General features: G+C 67.7%; 19 protein-coding genes. 10 read left to right on the forward strand and 9 right to left on the reverse strand.

The window, feature by feature from the left end:
• Positions 1-163 precede the first annotated feature (163 nt).
• Positions 164-1,537 carry a sugar porter family MFS transporter gene (locus tag LY40_RS10355; RefSeq protein ID WP_258936648.1) on the forward strand — a complete coding sequence of 458 codons (1,374 nt, stop codon included), beginning with the start codon at positions 164-166 and terminating at the stop codon, positions 1,535-1,537.
• Positions 1,538-1,621: 84 nt separating this feature from the next.
• Here LY40_RS10355 and LY40_RS10360 read toward each other — a convergent pair whose 3' ends face one another.
• A complete protein-coding gene (locus tag LY40_RS10360; protein WP_258936649.1) occupies positions 1,622-2,623 on the reverse strand; it encodes an Lrp/AsnC family transcriptional regulator in 1,002 nt (333 codons plus the stop codon).
• Between the two features lie 128 nt (positions 2,624-2,751).
• Here LY40_RS10360 and LY40_RS10365 point away from each other — a divergent pair, with 128 nt between their 5' ends.
• From LY40_RS10365 to LY40_RS10385, 6 genes are all read left to right on the forward strand, one after another.
• Complete coding sequence (locus LY40_RS10365; protein WP_258936650.1) at positions 2,752-4,308, forward strand: AbgT family transporter; 1,557 nt, start codon at positions 2,752-2,754, stop codon at positions 4,306-4,308.
• A 17-nt stretch (positions 4,309-4,325) separates the two neighbouring features.
• On the forward strand, positions 4,326-5,474 hold the full coding sequence (locus LY40_RS10370) for a M20 family metallopeptidase (protein ID WP_372497754.1): 1,149 nt from the start codon (positions 4,326-4,328) through the stop codon (positions 5,472-5,474).
• A gap of 140 nt (positions 5,475-5,614) precedes the next feature.
• The gene (locus tag LY40_RS26110; RefSeq protein ID WP_307876693.1) at positions 5,615-6,007 is read left to right on the forward strand and encodes an ATP-grasp domain-containing protein; all 393 of its coding nucleotides are present in this window, start codon (positions 5,615-5,617) and stop codon (positions 6,005-6,007) included.
• Positions 5,976-6,881, forward strand: a complete 906-nt coding sequence (locus tag LY40_RS10375; RefSeq protein WP_308216703.1) for an ATP-grasp domain-containing protein — start codon at positions 5,976-5,978, stop codon at positions 6,879-6,881. Before LY40_RS26110 ends, LY40_RS10375 begins: the two co-directional genes overlap by 32 nt.
• Before the next feature lie 87 nt (positions 6,882-6,968).
• A complete protein-coding gene (locus LY40_RS10380) occupies positions 6,969-9,002 on the forward strand; it encodes a CocE/NonD family hydrolase (RefSeq protein ID WP_258936651.1) in 2,034 nt (677 codons plus the stop codon).
• A 406-nt stretch (positions 9,003-9,408) separates the two neighbouring features.
• Entirely contained in the window at positions 9,409-9,990 is a 582-nt protein-coding gene (locus LY40_RS10385; protein WP_258936652.1) for a peroxidase-related enzyme, read from the forward strand.
• Positions 9,991-10,170: 180 nt separating this feature from the next.
• On the opposite strand, the gene LY40_RS26380 is transcribed toward LY40_RS10385, so the two are convergent.
• Genes LY40_RS26380 through LY40_RS10425 form a run of 8 tightly spaced genes read right to left on the reverse strand, consistent with a single transcriptional unit; the run spans position 10,171 to position 17,095 of the window.
• Positions 10,171-11,262 carry a 3,4-dihydroxy-2-butanone-4-phosphate synthase gene (locus tag LY40_RS26380; protein ID WP_183783856.1) on the reverse strand — a complete coding sequence of 364 codons (1,092 nt, stop codon included), beginning with the start codon at positions 11,260-11,262 and terminating at the stop codon, positions 10,171-10,173.
• A complete protein-coding gene (locus LY40_RS10395; RefSeq protein ID WP_258936653.1) occupies positions 11,259-11,783 on the reverse strand; it encodes a flavin reductase family protein in 525 nt (174 codons plus the stop codon). The genes LY40_RS26380 and LY40_RS10395 overlap by 4 nt, the downstream gene beginning before the upstream one ends.
• 11 nt (positions 11,784-11,794) lie before the next feature.
• Entirely contained in the window at positions 11,795-13,321 is a 1,527-nt protein-coding gene (locus LY40_RS10400; protein ID WP_258936654.1) for an aldehyde dehydrogenase, read from the reverse strand.
• Entirely contained in the window at positions 13,318-14,085 is a 768-nt protein-coding gene (locus LY40_RS10405) for an alpha/beta fold hydrolase (RefSeq protein WP_258936655.1), read from the reverse strand. The genes LY40_RS10400 and LY40_RS10405 overlap by 4 nt, the downstream gene beginning before the upstream one ends.
• Before the next feature lie 2 nt (positions 14,086-14,087).
• On the reverse strand, positions 14,088-14,642 hold the full coding sequence (locus LY40_RS10410; RefSeq protein WP_183783864.1) for an amino acid synthesis family protein: 555 nt from the start codon (positions 14,640-14,642) through the stop codon (positions 14,088-14,090).
• On the reverse strand, positions 14,639-15,262 hold the full coding sequence (locus LY40_RS10415; RefSeq protein ID WP_183783866.1) for an amino acid synthesis family protein: 624 nt from the start codon (positions 15,260-15,262) through the stop codon (positions 14,639-14,641). The genes LY40_RS10410 and LY40_RS10415 overlap by 4 nt, the downstream gene beginning before the upstream one ends.
• Positions 15,259-16,392, reverse strand: coding sequence for an LLM class flavin-dependent oxidoreductase (locus tag LY40_RS10420; protein WP_258936656.1), 1,134 nt, complete (start codon positions 16,390-16,392; stop codon positions 15,259-15,261). Before LY40_RS10420 ends, LY40_RS10415 begins: the two co-directional genes overlap by 4 nt.
• Position 16,393: 1 nt before the next feature.
• Positions 16,394-17,095: a GntR family transcriptional regulator gene (locus LY40_RS10425; protein ID WP_183658693.1), complete on the reverse strand. Its 702-nt coding sequence runs from the start codon at positions 17,093-17,095 to the stop codon at positions 16,394-16,396.
• Positions 17,096-17,330: 235 nt separating this feature from the next.
• Here LY40_RS10425 and LY40_RS10430 point away from each other — a divergent pair, with 235 nt between their 5' ends.
• The 3 genes from LY40_RS10430 (at position 17,331) to LY40_RS10440 (ending at position 21,584) form a co-directional block, all read left to right on the forward strand.
• Positions 17,331-18,932: a BCCT family transporter gene (locus tag LY40_RS10430; protein WP_183783870.1), complete on the forward strand. Its 1,602-nt coding sequence runs from the start codon at positions 17,331-17,333 to the stop codon at positions 18,930-18,932.
• Between the two features lie 436 nt (positions 18,933-19,368).
• Positions 19,369-20,781, forward strand: coding sequence for an MFS transporter (locus tag LY40_RS10435; protein ID WP_258936657.1), 1,413 nt, complete (start codon positions 19,369-19,371; stop codon positions 20,779-20,781).
• Between the two features lie 11 nt (positions 20,782-20,792).
• On the forward strand, positions 20,793-21,584 hold the full coding sequence (locus tag LY40_RS10440; RefSeq protein WP_258936658.1) for an SDR family oxidoreductase: 792 nt from the start codon (positions 20,793-20,795) through the stop codon (positions 21,582-21,584).
• The last annotated feature ends 16 nt before the right edge of the window (positions 21,585-21,600 follow it).

Here is a 21,600-nt window from a genome sequence, read left to right on the forward strand (position 1 = left end):
ACCCGTTAGCAGCGCAGCAGGTCCGCCGGGGGCGGCGTAACGAACCCGGACGACCCTCCGGCGCCGCACCACGATCCCCGTTTTCCGTCTCCTTCAACGAGGAAGGTTCCCCGCCATGCAGAACGCACCGACCCGGGCAGGTACGTCCGGGAGCCGACTGGCCATGCGGAGCGCTGTCATCGCCGCGCTCGGCGGGCTGCTGTTCGGTTTCGATACCGCCGTGATCTCCGGTACCACCGACGCGCTGCAGGACGTGTTCTCGCTGAGCGCAGGCGGGCTGGGGTTCACCGTCGCGACCGCGCTGATCGGCACCATCGTGGGTGCCGCCGTGACCGGTCTCTGGAAGCCGGCCGATCTGTTCGGGCGCAAGAAAGTCCTCTACGCGATCGGCATTCTCTACTTCGTATCCGCCGTCGGTTCGGCCCTCGCGCCGGACTGGATGACGTTCATGGTGTTCCGGTTCGTCGGAGGCATCGGGGTCGGCGCGGCGGCCGCGGTCGCGCCGATCTACAACGCCGAGGTGGCACCGCCGAAGCTCCGCGGTCGCATGGTGGGACTGTTCCAGTTCAACATCGTGCTCGGCATTCTGCTGGCGTATCTGTCGAACTACGTCATGCTGCAACTGGCGCCGGAAGCGACGGCGTGGCGGTGGATGTTCGGCGTCGAGGCGTTGCCGGCGCTCGCGTTCGTGCTCCTGCTCTTCCTGGTGCCGGAGAGCCCGCGCTGGCTGATGAAGGTGGGCCGGGTGAACGAGGCCGACCGCGTGATCGAAGCTCTCGCATCCGATCCGGACGAGGCACGCCTCGCCCACCAGGAGATCACCGAGGCACTCGAGACCGACGGCGCGCAGCAGCGCGGCACGTTCTTCACACGCCGCCACCGGAAGGTCATCTTCCTCGCGTTCGCGATCGCCGCGTTCAACCAACTTTCCGGGATCAACGCGGTGCTCTATTACGCCCCGTCGATCTTCGCCTCGGCGGGGATGGGCGAGAGCGCGTCGTTCCTCAGCAGCGGTGGTGTCGGGCTGATCAACCTGATCTCGACGATGCTCGCCCTGTTCGTGATCGACCGGCTCGGGCGGCGCAAGCTGATGCTCATCGGGTCGATCGGATACCTGATCACGCTGGGCCTCCTCTCGGCGATCTTCTTCGGCCAGGGGCAGGATTTCTCCGGCACGGCCAGCATGTTCGTCGTCGTCCTGGTGATGCTGTTCGTCGCGGCGCACGCGTTCGGTCAGGGCGCGGTCATCTGGGTCTTCATCTCGGAGATCTTCCCGATCTCGGTCCGGGCCCGCGGGCAGGCGTTCGGCTCGCTGGTCCACTGGGGGTTCGCGGCCGCCATCTCCTGGGTCTTCCCGCTGCTGGCCGAGGTCGTCGGCGGGGGTACGGCGTTCGCGTTCTTCTTCGTGTGCATGGTCGCCCAGCTCGTCTGGGTGCTGGTGTTGATGCCGGAGACCAAGGGCGTCCCGCTGGAGAAGCTGCAAAGCGTGCTCGGCGTCGGCGACAACCGGCAGGTTCGTTCGGACTCGGGCCGGTAGCGGCCCGGCGGGCACGGCTTTCCGGCGCCGATGCGGTGCCGGGAAGCCGTGCCCGTATTCGTGCTCCCGCCGCCCGACCCGTCCTCAGCGCACGGTCGTCCGATCCCGCCAGTAGCGCTTGCGGACATCCAGCAGTACCGACACGTCGAACGACAACACTCCGGGCAGCGCGCCGAGATCGCTGGTGAGGAACTCCGCGAGCCCGTCCTCGTCGCGGAACACTCCCTGGTGGATCACCGACGAGTTGCCGGCGACGATGGAGACGTAACGCGCCGAGGTGTGACGGGCGAGGGATTCGCTGACGGTGCGGATGGATCCCGGTGCGACGGTCAGCGCGATCACCGCTTCCAGGCCGTAGCCGAGTAGCCGGGGCTCGATCTCGACGCGCGGCCGCACGATCCCGCGGTCCAGCAGGGTGTGCAGCAGGCGGTAGGCGGTGGACTGGGTGCTGCCGAGTTCCCTGGCCAGCTGTGCGGCGGTGATTCTGCCGTGTTCGCGCAGCAGCCTCGCCACGCGCAGTGCGTCCTCGGTGAGCTCGCCGGGCGGCTCGGTCCTGACGTCGTCGGCCTCCGCGTGCGCGCGCAGCGCGGCGAGCTGATCGTCGGAAAGCCTCGGCAGCCGCCACGAGTCGGCCAGTGCGACCCCGCGCAGCACCAGTTCGCTGTGCGCCGAGTCGACTCCGGGGATAGCGGCGATCCGCTCACCGAGCAGGTCCTGCACGGCGTCCTGGCTCGCGGCCTGCACCGCACAGTAGACGTCGGCACGGCCCGCGGTGGTGGCCACGAGCTGCGATTCCGGCAGCTCCGCGATGGTGGCGGCCACCTTCCTGGCACTGCCCGCACCCGCGTTGACCCACACGTGCCACGGGTTGCCGTGCCCGGTCACCGACCAGTCGAGCTGCCCGATGACACGGAGCACACCGTCGGCCTCCAGCCGTGCCATCCGCCTGCTGACGGTGCTGGACGAGACACCGAGTGTCGAGGCGATCGCGGCCAGCGGTGCACGCGGCGCGACCTGCAGCGCGGCGACGAGATCGAGATCCCCGGACTCCAGCTTTCCGGCGCTCGCCAACTCCCCAGTGCTCACCGAATGAAACTAGCACTCAAGCGGGTTGCTGCGCGTGAAACATGCGACACCAACTCGTAACTTGACTAGACCGTTCGTTAGGTTCTCTAATCAGGCAACTTCCCACCTACGGCGATCGGGGGCCCTCGTTGACTTCCACGGAGACGAACGCGGGGCCGCCGGAGACCTCGCGGCCGCTGCGGTGGCTGTTGCGACTGCTCGGTGTCATCGAGCGCGTCGGCAACAAGCTGCCGCACCCGTTCTGGCTGTTCGTGTTGATGGCGGGTGTCGTCATCGTGCTCAGCGGCATCCTGGATGCCCTCGGCGTGTTCGCCGTGTCGCCCGCCGACGGCGAGCGGGTCGAGATCACCAGCCTGTTGTCCCGGGACGGCCTGCACATGATGCTCGGCGAGGCCGTCGACAACTTCGCGTCGTTCCCGCCGCTGGCGCTGATCGTCGCGGTGATGCTCGGCGTCGCGGTCGCCGAACGCAGCGGCATGCTTACGGCGTTGCTGCGGCGCACGGTGACGCGGGTGCAGCCGAAGTACCTGACCTTCGCGCTGTCGCTCGCCGGGATCTCGGCGAGCGTGGCCTCGGACGCCGCCTACGTCGTACTCGTGCCGCTGGGTGCGCTCGTGTTCAAAGCGGCGGGGCGCAGCCCGATCCTCGGTCTCGTCGTCGCGTACGCGTCGATCGCCGCGGGCTACGACGCATCGGTGTTCATCACGGCGGGCGACGTGCTCTTCGCCGGAATCACGACCAGTGCCGCCGAGCTCGTCCAGCCGGGTCACGTCGTCAGCCCGCTGGCGAACTACTTCTTCACCGCGTCCTCGGCGATCGTGCTCGCGCTGGTGATCACCGCCGTGACCGAGTTCGTGCTCACGCGGCGAGCGCAGAGCATCGAGGTCGACGGTGACGGGGTCGACGAGGAACTCGGCTCGATGACGCTGTCCGACGCGGAGCGCAAGGGGCTGCGCAACGCGGGCTGGGTGCTGCTGGGCATCGTCGTCGTGGTGGCGGCCGCGCTGATCCCGCCGTCCTCGCCGGCGCGCGGCGAGGACGGCGGGGTGCTCGACTCCGCCGTGGTCACCGGTATCGCCGTCGTGCTCGGGCTGACGTTCCTGCTCACGGGGTACGTCTACGGCCGCACGACCGGCAGCCTGACGAGGGCTCGCGAGATCCCCGTCGCCATGGCGCAGGGCGTGCGGGACCTGGCGCCGGTGATCGTGCTGTTCTTCGCGGCGAGCCAGTTCATCGCCTACTTCAACTGGACGAACATGGGCGAGGTCGTCGCGATCCGCGGGGCGGAGCTGCTCGACCACGCCGACGTGCCGACGGTCGTGATGTTCCTCGGCATGCTGGTCGCGGCGTGCGTCATGGGCGTGCTGCTGACCAGCGGGTCCGCATTGTGGACGCTGATCGCGCCCGTGTTCGTGCCGATGTTCCTGCTGCTGAACGTCCCGGCCGAGACGACGCTCGCGCTGTACCGCATCGCCGACTCGGGCACGAACCTGATCAGCCCGATGAGCCCGTACTTCGCCATGGCGCTCGGATTCCTGCAGCGGTACCGCAAGCAGGCGGGCATCGGGACGCTGATGTCACTGACGTTGCCGATCGCGCTGAGCGTGCTGACGGCGTGGACGTTGTTGTTCCTGGTCTGGTGGGGGATCGGCATCCCGCTCGGACCCGGCGCACCCGTGCGCTGACGAGGAGGGGAGAGACCGTGTCGGAGTTGACCATTCAGGGCTGGACGGAGCGCGCGCTGGCCGACATGACCGCCGACCTGCGCACGCTCGTCGAGCTGGAGACGCCCAGCGACGACAAGACGTTGCTGGGCGCAGGGATCGCGGCGATCGAGCGGTGGCTCGCCGAACGGCTCGGCGAGCCGGGCGAGCGGCGGCTGCACGACGGCGGCAAGTACGGGGACGCACTGGAGGTCGCCTATCCCGGAACCGCACCGGGGACCGTGCTCGTGCTGTGCCACTACGACACCGTCTGGCCGGTGGGGACGCTGACCGAGTGGCCGTTCACGGTGGAGGGCGACCGGGTGAGCGGGCCCGGTGCGTTCGACATGAAGCTCGGTCTCGTGCAGGCGGTGTGGGCGTTGCGGTGCCTCAGTGAGCTCGGCATGCCGCGTCCGACGGTGCGGCTGTTGCTGAACGGTGACGAGGAGATCGGCAGTCCGGTCGCACGGCCGCTCATCGAACGGCTCAGTGAGGACGCGCGTGCGACGCTGGTGTGCGAGGCGTCGGCGGACGGCGACCTGAAGACCGTGCGCAAGGGGGTCGGGCTGTTCGAGGTCACGGTCACCGGTGTGGAATCGCATGCGGGGCTCGATCCCGACGCCGGCGTCAGTGCGATCCACGAGCTCGCGCGGCTGGTCGGGCAGATCGCGACGTTCGGGGACCGGGAGCGGGGCACCACCGTGAACGTCGGTCTCATCGAGGGCGGCACCGGCTGCAATGTCGTCGCGGGGTCCGCGACGTGCGGCATCGACGTGCGAGTGTCGGAGCCCGACGAGATGGCGAGGATCGACGCGGCGTTCGCGGCGCTGCGGACGTCCGACGGCCGGGCGAGCGTGACGGTCGAGGGTGAATGGAACCGGCCGCCGATGGTGCGCAATCCGGGTTCCGACGAACTGTTCGAGATCGCGGAGAGCATCGCGGCCGAGGCCGGCTGGCAGCTCGGGCAGGTCGGTGTCGGTGGTGCGAGTGACGGTAACTTCGTGTCGGCTCTTGGCAGGCCGGTGCTGGACGGGCTCGGCGCGGTGGGCGGCGGCGCCCATGCGCGGCACGAGCACGTGCTGCTCGACCACGTCCCGGGCCGCACCGCGTTGATCGCAGAACTGCTCATGGCACTGGCCGACCGGTGATCGGGTAGGACCGGACCAGTCACCTCCGCCGTCCGCGGCGCCGTTCCACTCGACGATGGCTACGAGGTGCGTGTGCGATGCGCTGGTGCCCGGCGCGGCGGCGGGAGTGTGCTGCGCCCGGTGCCGGGTATCCGGCGAGCATGGCCGGAAACATCTTCGTGCTCGGACTCGACGAGCAGAACCTGAGCACATTGCACGATGTCGCGGGCTTCGCCGACTATCGGTTCCGGCCGCTGTTGTCGGCCGAGGAATTGGTGGAGGCTGATCGGCTGCCGATGCAGTCGTTGCTCGACAAGGCGCGGCGGCAGCTGTCCGAGTTCGACGGCAGCGTGGACGCGATCGTGGGGTACTGGGACTTCCCGGTGAGTTCGATGGTGCCCATCCTGTGCCGGGAGCGCGGGTTGCGGGCGGCGACGCTGGAGTCGGTACTCAAGTGCGAACACAAGTACTGGAGCCGCGTGGTCCAGTCCGAGGTGATCGACGAGTATCCGGTTCGCCGCCGTGCCGCTGGACGCGGCCGAGCTGCCCGCTGACGTCGGGTTCCCGTTCTGGCTCAAACCTGTGAAGGCGTTCTCGTCGGAGCTGGCTTTCCGGATCGAGGACACGGCCGGCTTCACGGATGCGCTGGCCCGCATCCGTGAGGGCATCGACCGCGTCGGTAAGCCGTTCGACGTCGTCCTCGATCACGCCGAGCTGCCCGAACAGATCGCACGGCTCGGTGGGCAGACATGTCTGGCGGAGGAGGCCGTCGGGGGCAGGCAGGTCACCGTCGAGGGCTACGACGCGGGCGACGGCGTGCACGTCTACGGCATCGTCGATTCGCACGACTATCCCGGGACGCCCAGCTTCCAGCGCTATCAGTACCCGTCGTCACTGCCGGAGCAGGTGCAGACCCACCTGGCCGACCTCTCGCGGCGCGTGGTCGAGCACATCGGGCTGCGTTCGGTGCCGTTCAACATCGAGTACTTCTGGGACCCCGACACCGGTGCGATCACCCTACTGGAGATCAACCCGCGGCACTCGCAGTCGCACGCCATCCTCTTCGACCTGGTCGACGGCGTACCGAATCACCAGTGCGTGCTGCGTCTCGCGGTCGGCGCCGACCCCGACCTGCCGTACCGGCAGGGTCCGTACCGGGTTGCGGCGAAGTGGTTCGTCCGGCGGTTCTCGGACGGACTCGCACGGCGGGTGCCGACGGCGGAGGAACTGGCGAACGTGGAGCGCGCGCTGCCCGGCTGCAGGGCCGAGCTCATGGTCGATGAAGGCGAACGGCTCTCCGAGCTGCGCGAGCAGGACAGCTACAGCTACGCCTACGCCACCGTCCACGTCGGTGCCGCCGACGAACGGGAGCTGAAGGATAAGTACGAGCGCTGCCTCGAGCTCCTCCCGTTCGAATTCGACGATTGACAGCGGCATGCACGGGAAGTGACCAGCGTCCGCGAAGACCGGCCCGCCGAAGCGACATCGCACCCGACCGAAGGGGAGTGCCTTGCGATGCACGAAGTGACCAGTCTTCCCCACACGGTGACCGAGGAAAAGCACTTCTGGATCCCGGTCTCGGACGGGACACGGCTGGCAGGACGACTGTGGCGGCCGTTGTCCTCGAACGACGACCCGGTCCCCGCGATTCTGGAGTTCATTCCGTATCGCAAGAGGGACGGAACGGCCAAACGCGATTCGATCCACCATCCCTACCTGGCGGGCCACGGTTACGCGGCCGTGCGGGTGGACCTGCGCGGCAGCGGCGACTCCGAGGGCGTGCTCACCGGCGAGTACCTGGAACAGGAACTCGTGGACGCGGAGGACGTGCTGGCCTGGCTGGCGGCGCAGCCCTGGTGCGACGGCAACACCGGCATGATGGGCATCTCCTGGGGAGGCTTCAACGCGCTGCAGGTCGCCGCGCGCAGACCGGAGAGTCTCGGCGCCGTCGTCACGGTGTGTTCGACCGACGACCGCTACGCCGACGACGTGCACTACATGGGCGGGTGTCTGCTCGGGGACAACCTGTCGTGGGCCTCGACCATGTTCGCCCAGACCTCTACGCCGCCGGATCCGGAGCTGGTGGGGGATCGCTGGTTCGACATGTGGCAGCAGCGCCTGCACGGCAGCGGCCTGTGGCTCGAGGACTGGATGCGTCACCAGCGGCGGGACGAGTTCTGGCGTCATGGCTCGATCTGCGAGGACCCCGGTTCACTGCGGTGTCCGGTCCTCGCCGTCAGCGGTTGGGCCGACGGCTATTCGAACGCGGTGTTCCGGCTGATGGAGCACCTCGAAGTTCCCCGCAAAGGACTGATCGGACCCTGGTCGCACAAGTATCCGCACCTGGGTGATCCCGGCCCGGCCATCGGCTTCCTGCAGGAGCTGGTGCGCTGGTGGGACCACTGGCTCAAAGGTGAGGACAACGCGGTGATGGACGAGCCGATGCTGCGCGTGTGGATGCAAGACAGCGTGCCGCCGTCCACCGCGTACGAGGAGCGGCCCGGCCGGTGGGTCGGCGAGCCTTCGTGGCCGTCGACGCACGTGCAACCGCAACGGCTTCCACTGCGCCGCCACGGGATCCTCACCGACGACGACAGCGGTGGGCCGACCTCACCGGACGGTCTGGTCCTGCAGTCGCCGCTGTCGGTCGGCCAGTTCGCCGGGAAGTGGTGCTCCTACAGCGCGCCGCCGGACCTGCCCTACGACCAGCGCGAGGAGGACGGCGGTTCGCTGGTGTTCGACACCGAGACTCTGACCGAACCGTGGGAGATCCTCGGCGCCGCCGAGGTGGAGCTGGAGATCTCCGTGGACCGTCCCGTGGCGATGCTCGCGGCGCGGTTGTCCGATGTGGCCGAGGACGGCAGGGCGACCCGGGTGACCTACGGACTGCTGAACCTGACACACCGTGATTCGCACGCGCGGCCGGAGAAGCTCGAACCCGGCAAGCGGTACCGGCTGTCGCTGGCGCTCAACGGAGTGGCCCAGACCTTCCCCACGGGACACCGCATCCGGCTGTCACTGTCCACATCGTACTGGCCGTTGGCGTGGCCACCACCGAAACCGGTGCAGCTGACCGTGTACCCCGACACGAGCACGCTGATCCTGCCGACGCGGCCGGTCGAGGAATCCGATGAGGTCACGCTCCGGCCGTTCGACCCGCCGGAAGGGGCGCCGCGTCGCGGCACGACGGCCCTGCGGCCTGGCGAGCACCGGTGGCAGGTGTCGCGGGATCTCGTCGACTACGCGTCGCAGCTCGAGGTCGTCAAGGATTCCGGTACCGAGCGGTTCGAGGACATCGACCTGGAGGTGTCGCAACGCGGCGAGGAACGCTACCGGTGGGTCGGCGACGACTTCACCACGGTGCGCGGCGAAACCGTCTGGCGGGTCGCCTTCGCCAGGGGCGGCTGGCACGTGCGTACGGACACGCGCACGATCCTGACCTCCACTCCGGAGCATTTCGTGCTGCACGCCCAGCTCGACGCGTATCACAACGGTGAACGTGTCACGTCGCTGAACTGGAGCTCGACTATTCCACGAGACCACGTGTGAGCGTGCCATCCTGTCGCTGCGCCGCCACGGCAGGGCGTCATGGTGAGGTCGAGCCACGGCGAGATGAGTACGAGCTTGTCGCTGTCATCGCTCACGGTGTACCCGGCAGCTCGCCGGCGATGACACTGGCAGGCATGTGGTCGGCAGCCGGGTGCGCGGACTGCGTATCCGATATGGTTGGCCGAGCTGTGCAGCTGCGCGGTCTCCGAGCTGCCGGCCATCGCGCTCCCGTCGGGCGGTGGGACGAGGGAGATGTGACAGTTCGGGTGGCAGGTTGACTTCGAGCCGCGGGGACGTGCCGGCCGTCGTCGGACGGATGGCGGTGGTGCGCAGCGTGTCAACGGGCCAGGATGGCGACGTGGGCAGGGTCGTGGAACAACCCCAACGAGCTGAGGGAGCCCGAATCATGACTGGCACCGAGCAGACCGCTGTAAGCCGGTTTCCTGTCCCTGAGCTCGATACCCTGCCCGACGACGTTCGGGCGCGAATCCTCGAGGTGCAGGAGAAGTCCGGCTTCGTCCCCAACGTCTTCCTCGTGCTGGCGCGCCGGCCGGAGGAGTTCCGCGCATTCTTCAGATATCACGATGCGCTGATGGAGAAGGAAGGGAACCTGACGAAGGCGGAACGCGAGATGATCGTTGTCGCCACGTCCAGCCTCAACCAGTGCCAGTACTGCGTGGTCGCTCACGGCGCGATACTTCGGATCCGAGCCAAGGATCCCCTCATCGCCGACCAAGTGGCTGCCAACTACCGCAAGGCCGACATCACCGAGCGGCAACTGGCCATGCTCGACTTCGCGATCAAGGTTTCGGCTGAGGCCTACGCGGTGTCCGAAGCAGATTTCGCTACCTTGGCTTCGCACGGCTTCACCGAGGAGGACGTCTGGGATATCGCCGCCATATCCGCCTTCTTCAGTCTTTCCAACCGCATCGCGAATGTCACCGACATGCGGCCGAACCCCGAGTTCTACGGTATGGGCCGCGACTGACAACAGGTGCGCGCCGTCCGCTCGGTACGACGGCGGGCTCGATGGCAGAGCCGCCGCAGCCGCCGGGCGGCGCCCCGGACCAGCCGTATCGGCCACCCCCCCCGTGGAGACCACGTCCCTGATCGGCTCTGCCGGGCTGGCGGCCGTGTTCGAGTAGCTCGGACCGAACGGCTGGCCGGGTCAGGCGGCCACGACCTCGATGCCCCGCGTCATCAGATACCGCGGAGAGATCGGGGCATCGCGGTCCAGCTGGATCCGGGATACCCCGAGATCGGCCAGGACAGTCGCGACGAGCGGGGTAGGAGCGCTGGCAGCACCAGAGGCGCGGCCGCAGAGTCCAGGGTCGGTTCCGGCGCGCAGGTACACCAGCAGGCCGCCGTATCGAGCGGTCGCGGCGACTGCGTCGTCGAGACGCGCGCGGCACGCACACGCGCTGCTGCCGAAAAGGTCCCCGACCGCGCATCCGATGTGTACCGCCAAGCGGGGCGGTGCGGCCGCGAGGTCGCGGTGGATCGCGAGGTGCTCGACGCCGACTAACTCGTCCCGGTACTCCACGACCGACACGGCTCCGTGCGCCGTGGTGAGCGTCCCGCATGGTCGGGCTGTGAGCGATGCGCCAGGTGCGGCTTCGGCACCGTGGCTGGTGAACCACACGTCGTCGACGTCGACAAGGGGCAGACCGTGCCGGTCTGCCAGCGCGACGACCTCCCACTGTCCCGGCCCGTTGGTGGTCACAGCGTTGTCCTCTCCGGCGACCAGTCCCGCGGTCACGGCAACCGGGGGAAGCCCGGCCTCCCGGCACAGTGCGACCGCCGCTCCATGCGGGGTGGACGACGCGGCAGTTCCCACGCGGACGGGGAGCACGTGTCCGGGACGGCACAGCGCATCCGGGCTGGAATCAGGGTCGGCGAGCACCCGTGCTGTGCGAGCGCGGTCGCGAGCGCTGATCCCGGTGCCGATCCCGTCCGCCGCGTCCACGGATACCGCGTATGCCGCCGTATCCGGCGCCTGAACGGACCCGACCATCGGGGGAAGGTGGAGCGCGTCGGCACGGTCGGCGGGCATCGGGGTGCTCAGCAGCCCGGACGTGTGCCTGACGATCCACGCGACCTGGTCGGCTTCGGCCAGCGCGGCAGGCAGCAGGACGTCGGCTACCTCGGGCCGTTCGCGGCTCACCAGCAGCACGGGGCTGCCTGAGCGCAACGCGGAGAGCGCGGACGGAACGTCGGATGCGTCGGGCGCTTGAGTCACCCGGTCGATCTGTGTGGTCACGATGCGTGTTCCAGTCGGGACAGGGTGTGGAATCCGCTTGCGTGGAACACGAGTGGGCCGCGCTGCGGCTGGCTGCCATGTTCGTGCACCCGGAAAAGCACGAACTCGTGATCTCCGGCGGGAACGGTTCGTTCGATCGAGCAGTCCAGCCATGCGGTCGCGCCCTGCAGCAGGAGCGCGCCGTCGTCGGTGGCATGCCAGTCCAGTCCTGCGAATCGGTCGCCGGTTTTTGCGGCGAGTTGGCGGCACGTCCGGTCCTGTGAAGCGGCGAGCACCGACAGTCCCAACCGAGGCCTGTGCGCCAGCCGCGGCCACGTCGTGGACGTGTACTGCACGCACACGCCGACCAGTGGCGGATCAAGCGAGACACCCACGAACGAACTGGCAGCCAACCCGGTCGGAGTTCCGTCGGCGTCAAGCGCACAGACGGCTGTCACACCGCTGGGAAACCGGGCGAACGTGGCGCGCACGGCATCGGTGTCGACCGTTCCGTTCGGTGCGACGGTCGTGCTCAGACTCATGAGTCCTCCCTTCAGGAGCGCAGGACGAACGGGTCGCCGGCGGGTTCGTCGCTGGTGTTGATCCAGACGCTCTTCAACCGTGTGTACTCCCGAATCACCTCGGTGCCGTGCTCGACGCCGAGTCCGGAAGCCTTGAACCCGGACCGCGGCGACATCGGCGACATGGCGCGGTACATGTTGACCCAGACGGTCCCTGCGTCGAGTGCGGCTGCGGCACGGTGTGCGCGTGAGAGATCCGTGGTCCAGACACCCGCGGCCAGGCCGTAGGCCGTGTCGTTCGCGAGCTGCAGAGCCTCTGCGTCGTCGTCGAAAGGCATGATCGCGACGACCGGGCCGAAGATCTCTTCCCGGCACATTCGGGCGTCGTTCGGCAGGTCGGTGAACACGGTGGGCTCGTGGAACCAGCCGCCGAGCCCGATCTCGGGACGCCTGCCGCCGTGCGCGACCTGACCACCCTCGGCGCGCCCTGCAGCGACGTAATCCTCCACCTTGGCCAGTTGCGCACGCATGGCGAGTGGTCCCAGCTCGGTCTCGGGCGCCAAGGGGTCGCCGATCCGGATGGTCCGTGCTCTGCCGACGACCCGTTCGACGAGTTCGTCGTAGACACTGCGGTGGGCGAACACCCGGCTACCGGCAATGCAGGTCTGACCGGCCGCGGCGAAGATCCCCGCGATCACCCCGTTCGCGGCACTCGCCACATCGGCGTCGCCGAACACCAGCTGCGGCGATTTGCCTCCCAGCTCCAGACCCGCACGGATCAACCGCCTGCCGGCGCGTTCGGCGATCCACGCTCCGGTCGCGGTGCTGCCGGTGAAGGACAGCTTCGCGACGTCGGGGTGATCCACCAGCCGCGCTCCCGCCTCGTCACCCATGCCGGTCACGACGTTGACGACGCCCGGTGGAAAGCCCGCCTCCTCGAACAGTGGCGCAAGCGCCAGCATCGAGGCACTGGTGTGTTCCGACGGTTTCACCACGGCCGTGTTGCCCGCGGCCAGCAGTGGGGCGAGTTTCGCCACCGTCAGCGTCAGCGGTGAGTTCCACGGCGTGATCGCGCCGACGACGCCCACCGGTTCCCGGCTCGTGTAATTGAGGACGTCGACGTTGCTCGCGGGAATCGTTTCGCCGTGAATCTTGTCCGCGAGACCGGCGTAGTAATGGAAATACTCGGGCAAGCCCGCCAGCTGCGCCGTCATCTCGCGGAGCAGCTTGCCGTTGTCGGTCGACTCCATGCGCGCGAGACGATCGGCGTGTTGGCCGACCAGCTCACCGACGCGGCGCAGCAGGGCGCCGCGCGTCGTCTGCGACATTCTGCGCCAGTGCGGCGACTCGAATGCACTCCGCGCGGCTGCTACGGCACGGTCAACGTCGGCGGCTGTGCCGCGCGCGGCCTCGTACCAGGCCTCGCCGGTAGTGGGGTTGTCGCTGGTGAAGTAGCGGCCGTCGGCCGGTGCGGTTTCCTTTCCCGCAATATGGTGCTCCCACCGTGGCAGGCGCGCGGAACCGGTGGACGACGACTGGGCAGCAGCTGTGGTGCTCATGATGTTGTCTCTCCAGCAACGGCGAAGGTTCGGGTTTCGATCTGGGCGAGGACGGCTGCGGTGACCATGTCCGGACGTTCCAACGGCAGGAGGTGGCGCGCTCCCGGAACGGTCGCGGAGCGGCCGTTCGGTACGCGAGAGGCCACGGCTGCGGACATGCGAGGTGTCGATCCCGGATCGTCGGCTCCGGTGATGGCCAGCACCGGCGGAACCAGGTCCGGTAACTCCGGCCACACCTCGGCGTCCGCTTCGGCGAAAATCCGGTAGCAGGCGAGGTAGCTCGCCGGCCGGTTGGCCGCGAGTACCGCACGGGTCTCCGCCGCCAACCGCGGTTCGGCTCGGCGCCACCGCGGCGAGAACCAGCGATCGATCGCGGCGTCGAACGTCGCGGCCAGGTCGGATTCGGCGGCGGCCAGGCGTCGGTCCACGGCGGCGCGTTCCTCGGGGCGTCGGTCGGCGACCCCGCTGACGAGTGTCAACGACGCCACCTCGTCCGGGCGGTCGAGTGCCACGCGGGTGGCCACGAGTGCGCCCAGTGAGAATCCGACCAGGTGGGCCGGACTAGGCAGCGAGCCGACTAGGCCCGTGATCGGTGCGGCGAGATCCGCGAGCGTGGTGCCGTCGTCGGCGTCGGACGCGGTTCCGTGCCCCAGCAGGTCCGGAGTGTGCACTCGCTGCGCGGAGGCTGACAGGGGGCCGGCGACACGCCGCCACATCGTGTGGTCGAGCCCCACACCGTGCAGCAGGACGACATCGGCCGGCATGCTCACTGCTCCGAGGTCAGCGGGGCAAGCCGGGCCTGCGGACGGCCCTGCGCGGCGGCGGCGAGCCCGATGACGATCTCGTTCGCACGGGGCCCGTCCGGCATCCGTGCCTCGACCGTCTGGTGGTGCGAGCGGATCGTCGCATCGGTGACGTGCTTGAGGGGGATGTCGAACGTCGAGCCTGCGGCGGCACGCTTTTCCACCGCGGGCAGCAGCGTCGTCGCCTGTGCGGCGTCGCGGAAGTGGTTGCCGAACTTGAGTGTGTGGATCAGACCGGAGCCGTGCTCGATCTCGCCGTCCAACCCGACGATCGCGGCCTTTCCGTAGGCTTCGACCGGAGCGCCGAGAGCGCCGACCACGCGGTCGCTCAGCAGTTTGCCCAGCTGTGGTGCGACTTCGTCGATGAGGGGCTGGAGATCCTGGACGAAGCCCTTACCGGCCCAGGGATTCTCGACGGCGGCGAGCACGACCGCGACCCTGGCGGGCGGGTCGACCTGCTTGCCCCCTTCGATGTGGGTTTCGTCGACGATCGTGTGGATGGCGCGGACGGTGCTCATGGCAGTGGCTCCTTCTCAGCAGCGACGGGATGACCGGTCAGGATGTGATCGGCGAGCGCGGTGTCGGTGCGCCGGTCGCCGATGCGCGCGTTCGGACGAGGTCCGTCCGACGCCGCGGCGATCACCGCGATCTCGTCGGGCCGCGGCGCATCGGGAACCCGCACCGGAACGGTCTGGTAGTGCGACCGGGTGGACGCGTGGTTCTTGTGCCAGATCGGCACCGGCAGGGAAGTTCCGGCCCCGGCTCGTTGATCGGCGAAGACGATGATCGATTCGCCGTCCGTGCGCCTCCGCAGCACGTCGCCGAAGTACGGTGTGTGGATCAGTGCGCCGGCATGCTCGATTTCTCCGTTCACACCGACCAGGGCGGCCTTCCCGAACGCCTCGACGTGTTCGGCGCCGCCCAGCGCCGAGACCAGTCGGTCCGACAGGGCGTGTGCGATCTCCGGGGCGAGCGCCGACACCTCTGCGGACAGGTCGTTCAGGACCCCGCGGCCGACCCATGGGTTGGAAACGACGGCGACGGCTGCGACGCGGCGCACCGGCACTCGGACCGGCTCTCCCGCCTCGTGCAGCGGTTCGTCGGTCACCGTGACGATCCGGCGGATACTCCTACTCACGCCGGGTTCTCCGCGAACTGGGGCATGACCTTCTCGGTGAACAGCTCGAAACTGCGCATCACCTTGCCGTGGTCCATGCCGGGGTGCGTAGTCCACAACAGCAGGTCCTGCAGGTTCAGTTCCTGCTGCAGCTCGTGAACCTTCTCGGCCACGTAGTCGGGCGTGCCCACGAGAAGGTTGCGCTCGGCGAGGAAATCGTAGTCCAGCTCGCGACCCGCGATGTCCTCGCCGACCTCACGCAGATTGCCGAGCCCTCGCCAGTGACACACCCAACGATACGAGGTGAGGAGCGCTTCCTCGAAGTCCGCGCGGGCCTGTTCCATCGTGTCCGCCACGTAGACGTCGCGGACGAGCGACAGCCCGGTGCCCAGGTCCTGTTCGACGCCGGTGGCCTCCGACAGCGTGTCGCGGTAGAGCTCGAACCGGCCCTTCAGCTCGGAGACGGGTGGCATCCAGAACATGCCGTTCATGCCGGCTCTGGCCGCACTCTGGATCGACCGAGGGCTGTCGATGACCTGGGACAGCGGCGGGTGAGGGTCCTGGAACGTGTTCGGCACGACCTTCATGGCGGAGATCGTGCCGTCGTCGCCGACGAATTCCGGGGAGGCTGGGGAGAGTGGATGGTCCCAGGACACACCCGGCGCTGGGTACTGGTGGAACTGTCCGTTGTGGGAGAAGAAGTCGCCGCTCCACGCCTTGCGGAGGATGTCGATCGTCTCCTCGAACAGCTCGCGGTTCTGTTCCTGGTCTCGAGGGTCGGCGAGCGGGTTGAGGTTCATCGCCTCCCGGCCGTACAGACCGCGTCCGACACCGACCTCGACGCGGCCGCGGGAGAGCTCGTCGAGCATCGCGATGTCCTCGGCGAGGCGCATCGGATTCCAGAACGTGACGATGTTGGCCGCTTGTCCGATGCGGATGCGGGAGGTGCGCGCCGCGATGTCGGCTCCGACCATCAGCGGATTCGGGACGAGTTCGAAGCCCTCGTGTCCGAAGTGGTGCTCGGTGTACCAGATGGAGTGGTAGCCCGCGTTGTCGGCGAACGTCGCGACCTCTCGGACCTCGTCGAGGACTGTCGCGACGTCGTCGAGCCGACCCGGCGCTCCGATGTTGTGAAAGATCGAGAACCGCATGTCACACTTCCTTCCGCAGCGGCGTGCCTCCGGCGAGAGGGTCGTCGGCGGCGAGGGTCGCCCGTTCACTGGAACGGACGTGGTCACGCATGGCGAATTCGGCTCCGAAGCCGTCCTTCTCCTGAATCAGCTCCAGCACGTTCCGGTGCTCTGCCAGCGATGCGCCGAGTCGGCCGGGCCGGGTCAGCGATGCGGATACCAGCCGGTGGTAGGCGAGCTGGTTCATGAGCGTCCGGTAGTGCGATTCCAGTTGTGAGTTGTCGGCCCCGACGACGAGCAGTTCGTGGAAGCCGTGTACGAGGCGCGCGTAGTCCTCGGTGTCGCCCTGTGCCACGGCCCGCCCGGAGCGCTCGAGGTTGTCCTCGATCTCGTCCAGGACGGGCACCGGCCCGCGGGCGGCCAACAGTCGTGCGGCCATGCCTTCGAGCATCTCCTTGAGCTCGAACAGCTCCACGACTTCGCGCCGACTCGGGGAACGGACGAACGTGCCGACTCGTGCGCGGACCTCGACCAGTCCTTCGATCTGGAGCTGCTTGAGCGCTTCTCGAACCGGAGTCCGCGACACGTCGTACTCGGCGGCGAGGGCGAGTTCGGAGAGTGGCTCGCCGGGAGCGTGCCGACCTTCGATGATCGCGCTCCGCACACCGGCCAGAACCCGCGCCTGCGCCCCGTTCCGCCCGACAACCTCGGTAGGTTCTTGCATGCAAGAGAAGCTACGGCGGATCCCTGTACGGCGTCAAGACGTCTACCTTCCTACGCTTGTCACCGCTGAAAACTCCCAATTTCCGGGTAATGAGGGTCTTTCGTACTTTCCGGGTTGGCATTGACCAGTCGTCTTCTTGCATGCCACATTGACGCGTCATGCGCACTCCCGGAACCGGGATGCGGCGCGGACGCTCCTTCCCGCGGTCCCACGGAGAATCTCGACGGAGACAACGATGTCCGATTTCTTGACCGTGCCGCCGGTTCGCCGGCGTCCCGGACCTGTCCTGTACGTCTCGCTCACGCTGGCCCTGGCGATCGTCGTCTGGGGCGCTGTCGCGAGTGACTCGCTTGCGGTAGCGGGTGCCACGGCTCTCGACGGGATCACGCGCGGGCTCGGGTGGGCCTACTTGGCGGCGTCGCTCGGCTTCCTCGTGTTCCTTCTCGTGCTGGCATGCAGCCGGTATGGCCGGTTGCGTTTGGGAAAGGACGACGATCGACCGGCGTTCCGTCGTGTCACCTGGTACGCGATGATCGTCTCAGCCGTCATGGGGATCGGCCTGGTCTCCTACGGGGTGGCGGAACCGATCAGCCACCTCGCTGCCCCGCCTCACGGGCTCGCAGCACCGATGACCTCCGGCGCGGCGGTCACGGCGATGCAGTTCTCGTTCTTCGACTGGGGGTTGCATGCCTGGGGCATCTTCGCCGTCGTCGGGCTGGCTATGGCGTGGTCGATGTTCCGCCGGGGGCGGCCCGGGCTCGTCAGCGCGCTGTTGCGCCCGTTACTGGGGCGCCGTGTGGAGGGAGCTGCGGGTAAAGGAGTCGACGTGTTCGCCGTCATCGCGACGTTGTTCGGCACCACGACTTCCCTCGGCCTCGGGGCTCTGCAGATCAACGGAGGGCTGACGAGTCTGTTCGGCATCCCGAACTCGCTGCCGGTGCAGTTCGCCATCATCGCGGTCATCACGTTGTTGTTCACCGCGTCGGCCTTGACCGGTGTCGCCAAGGGGATTCGCTATCTGTCCGAGGCGAGCATGGGGCTCGGTGGGGCCTTGTTCGTGTTCGTCCTCATCGTCGGCCCGACCATCTACTTGGCGAACCTGTACGTGGAGTCGGTCGGCCGGTACCTCAGCGAGCTCGTCGCGACCAGCCTCATCACGCCGGCGAGCGGAGACCTGGGCTTCATGCAGAACTGGACGTACTTCATGCTCGCGTGGTGGCTGTCGTGGGCGGCCTTCGTCGGGGTCTTTCTGGCCCGTATCTCGCGGGGACGGACAGTGCGCGAGTTCGTTACCGGGGTGCTGCTCGTGCCGACTGTGGTGTTCACGGCGTGGTTCACGGCCTTCGGTGGTACGGCGATCAATCGCGACATGGGTGGCGAGACGGCGATCGGGGCCGCAGCCGCGGAGGACACGAACGCTGCATTCTTTGCGACTCTCGACTCGCTGCCGCTGACCGCCATCACATCGATCGTGACGATCGTGCTGGTGATCCTGTTCTTCATCTCCGGCGCCGACGCGAACACGTACGTGCTGGGAATGCTCACCAGTCACGGTACGGAGCAACCGTCGCGCGGGGTGCTGGCGCTGTGGGGTGCCGTGACCGGCGCGGCGGCCATTGCCCTGTTGGCGGCTGGTGGGCTGGAGTCGCTCCAGCAGATGGTGATCGTCAGTTCGGCACCGTTCCTCGTCATCGTGATCGCCGTCGCGGTCGCCTTCGCGAAAGACGTGATGTCGGAGCGACCGCAGACAGGTCCGCCGGCGGCGGCCAATGAGCACACAGTGCGAGCTGAGCGATCCGGACTCGAGCTGAACGAGGCGGCGGCATCCCGGGAATGAGGAGTGGGCCGCTCGAGTGGTTCGAAACGAATGCCGAGCGGGCGGATGCGCTCGCTGATGGTGAGCATCGCTGGCGCACACGCCGGTTGCGACAATCCTCACGGCTACCTCGCCGGCTGCGGGTTGGTCGAGCGTGCGAGTGCGCAGCCGTAGGGGAGCGCGGGCCTCCTCGAGAACGGCGGCAAGAACCCCCAAACGGGCAACCCCTCGTGAGCAGATTCGGACAGCCACCCCCAACGGCCTTTTGTTCCGGTCTTGGAACGCGTTCCTGTCGGGCTGAGTACCGAGCACGGGAGTATTTTTCGGGGTGTCAATACGTGCCGGCAAGCCATCCAGGGCGATCCGTCGTCTTGTGGCGACCGTCCCATCGACTGCGGGATCGATGTGGGCACGGGTAAACCTGCAGGTGGATGGGTGTTGACGCGGTCGGATTCCTATGGTTAGAATCCTACTCGCTCATAATCGAATAAACGTTGCTAAAGATGCAGAGAACAGCAACCCGGATTTTGACCCCGGGCTATGCTGTTCTCTTTTTTTGTGTCCTAATACCCACAGTGAGGTGGTCCGGGTGAACGATGCGCGGAGGCGGTTCAGCTATCTGCTGCTGTGCATTTCTGGTGGTGTTGTTTTCCAGGTCGCCTACATTCGTTTCGTTTTCCTGGAGCCGACTTACCACGCACTCGGCCTCACCGCGCAGGAATACGGCGACATCATGTCCGTGTTCGGCGCCGTGGCCGCGGTCATGTACTTCGTCGGAGGTTGGTTCGCCGACCGCTTCGCCCCGCGCACGCTGGTTGTCGCCGCGCTGGTGATCACCGGCCTCGCAGACATGGCACTGACCACCATCCCAGGCTACGCCGCGGTGCTGCTCGCGCACGTCGCGATGGCATTCGCCGGAATGGCGCTCTACTGGCCCGCACTGGTGAAGGTGATCGGCTCGTGCGGTCCCGCCGAACAGCAAGGCAGGTTGTTCGGTTTCCTGGAGGCGATCCGCGGTGTCACGTCGACGCTGATCAGCGGGTTTGGCGCGTACCTGGTCGGTGTCGCACTGGCCCCGACCGTCGGGGTGCTCGTGCTCATCGCGATCTACGGCGGCCTGTGCCTTGTGCTCGCCGCATTGATCTGGTTCGCACTGCGCGGCCAGGCGGACCGCGTCTCGGACGGTGAACGCTCGGCCCTGTCGATTCGCCAGCTGATTTCGGCTGCGCGGAACAAGTACACCTGGCTGCTCGGCGGCACGATCATGCTGATGTACTGCTTCTACACCACGCTCGGCTACTTCTCGCCCATGCTGCAACACGACTTCGGCGTCACGGCCGGGCTGATCGGCATCCTCGGTGTGGTGCGCAGCTACGTCTTCCAGTTCGTCGCCGGTCCACTCGGCGGATTCTGCGTGGACAAGGTGACGCGGTCCACGCCGCGGTTCCTGCGGTTCACTTTCGCCGGCGCGACGCTGTGCGTCGTGGTGCTGCTGATACTGCCCAGTTCGGCCGCGCTGCAGTGGGCGGCGGTGACTCTGATGTTCATGCTGTCGTTGATGGTGTTCGCCAGTCGCGGTGTGTACTGGGCGAGCATCACCGAGGCGCGCATCCCGGAGGATCAGCGCGGCGGCGTGATCGGTCTGGCTTCGGGGCTTGCCTACCTGCCGGATGCGTTCCTGCCCGGTCTCGTGGCCAGCTGGATCGGCGATCCGACCGCCGGCACGGCTCCGAACGGGGGCTACACCGCGCTGTTCGGCTTCCTAGCGGTCGTTGGCGTGCTGGGCCTGGTCCTGACCTCGGTCACCCTGTGGGTGCAGCGGCGGGAACCGGTTGCCGAGCCGGATCGGCTCACCCCAACCCTGACCTGACCGACCATGCGATGAAAGGCTTCTCGTTGGAAATCCGAGACTTCTCCCTCGATCTCTTCTCGCTGCGCGGGTGGAACGCGATCGTCACCGGTGGCAACACCGGTCTCGGGCAAGCGTTCACCGTTGCCCTGGCCAAGGCAGGTGCGAACGTGTACGTGCCGAGCGTGATCGATGACGACGGCGAGACCAGACGGCTGGTGGAGGACGCAGGTTCCCGGTTCGAGACGCTGCAGATCGACCTTACCGAGCAAGGTGCGCCCGGTAGGGTCGTGAAGTCCTGCGTGGACGTTCTCGGATCGGTCGACATCCTGGTGAACTCCGCGGGCATCTCCAAGCTGGCACCTGTGGCGGAGTTCGGCCGCGACGAGTGGGATCCGATGGTGGCGCTCAATCTGACCGCACCGTTCGAGCTCGGGTGGGTGGCTGCACGGCAGATGGTGGAGCAGGGTCACGGCAAGATCATCAACGTTGCCTCCCTGTTCTCCTTCCTCGGCGGCCAGATGTCGCCCGCGTACGCGGCGGCCAAACACGGCATCGTCGGCTTCACGAAGGCCTACTGTGACGAGCTCGGCGCGCACAACATTCAGTGCAACGCCATCGCCCCCGGTTATTTCGCCACGCCGATCACTGCGCAGACCCGCGCGAACCCGGTCACCAACCAGCGCGTGCTCGACCACATTCCGGCCGGGCGCTGGGGCGAGCTGGGAGACTTGATGGGCGCACTGGTCTTCTTGGCGAGCCGGGCATCCGACTACGTGAACGGGCACGTCCTCACCGTCGACGGCGGCTACCTCACCCGATGAACCTCAATTGGAACGG

Source organism: Prauserella salsuginis, assembly GCF_024648885.1.
Lineage (GTDB): Bacteria > Actinomycetota > Actinomycetes > Mycobacteriales > Pseudonocardiaceae > Prauserella > Prauserella salsuginis.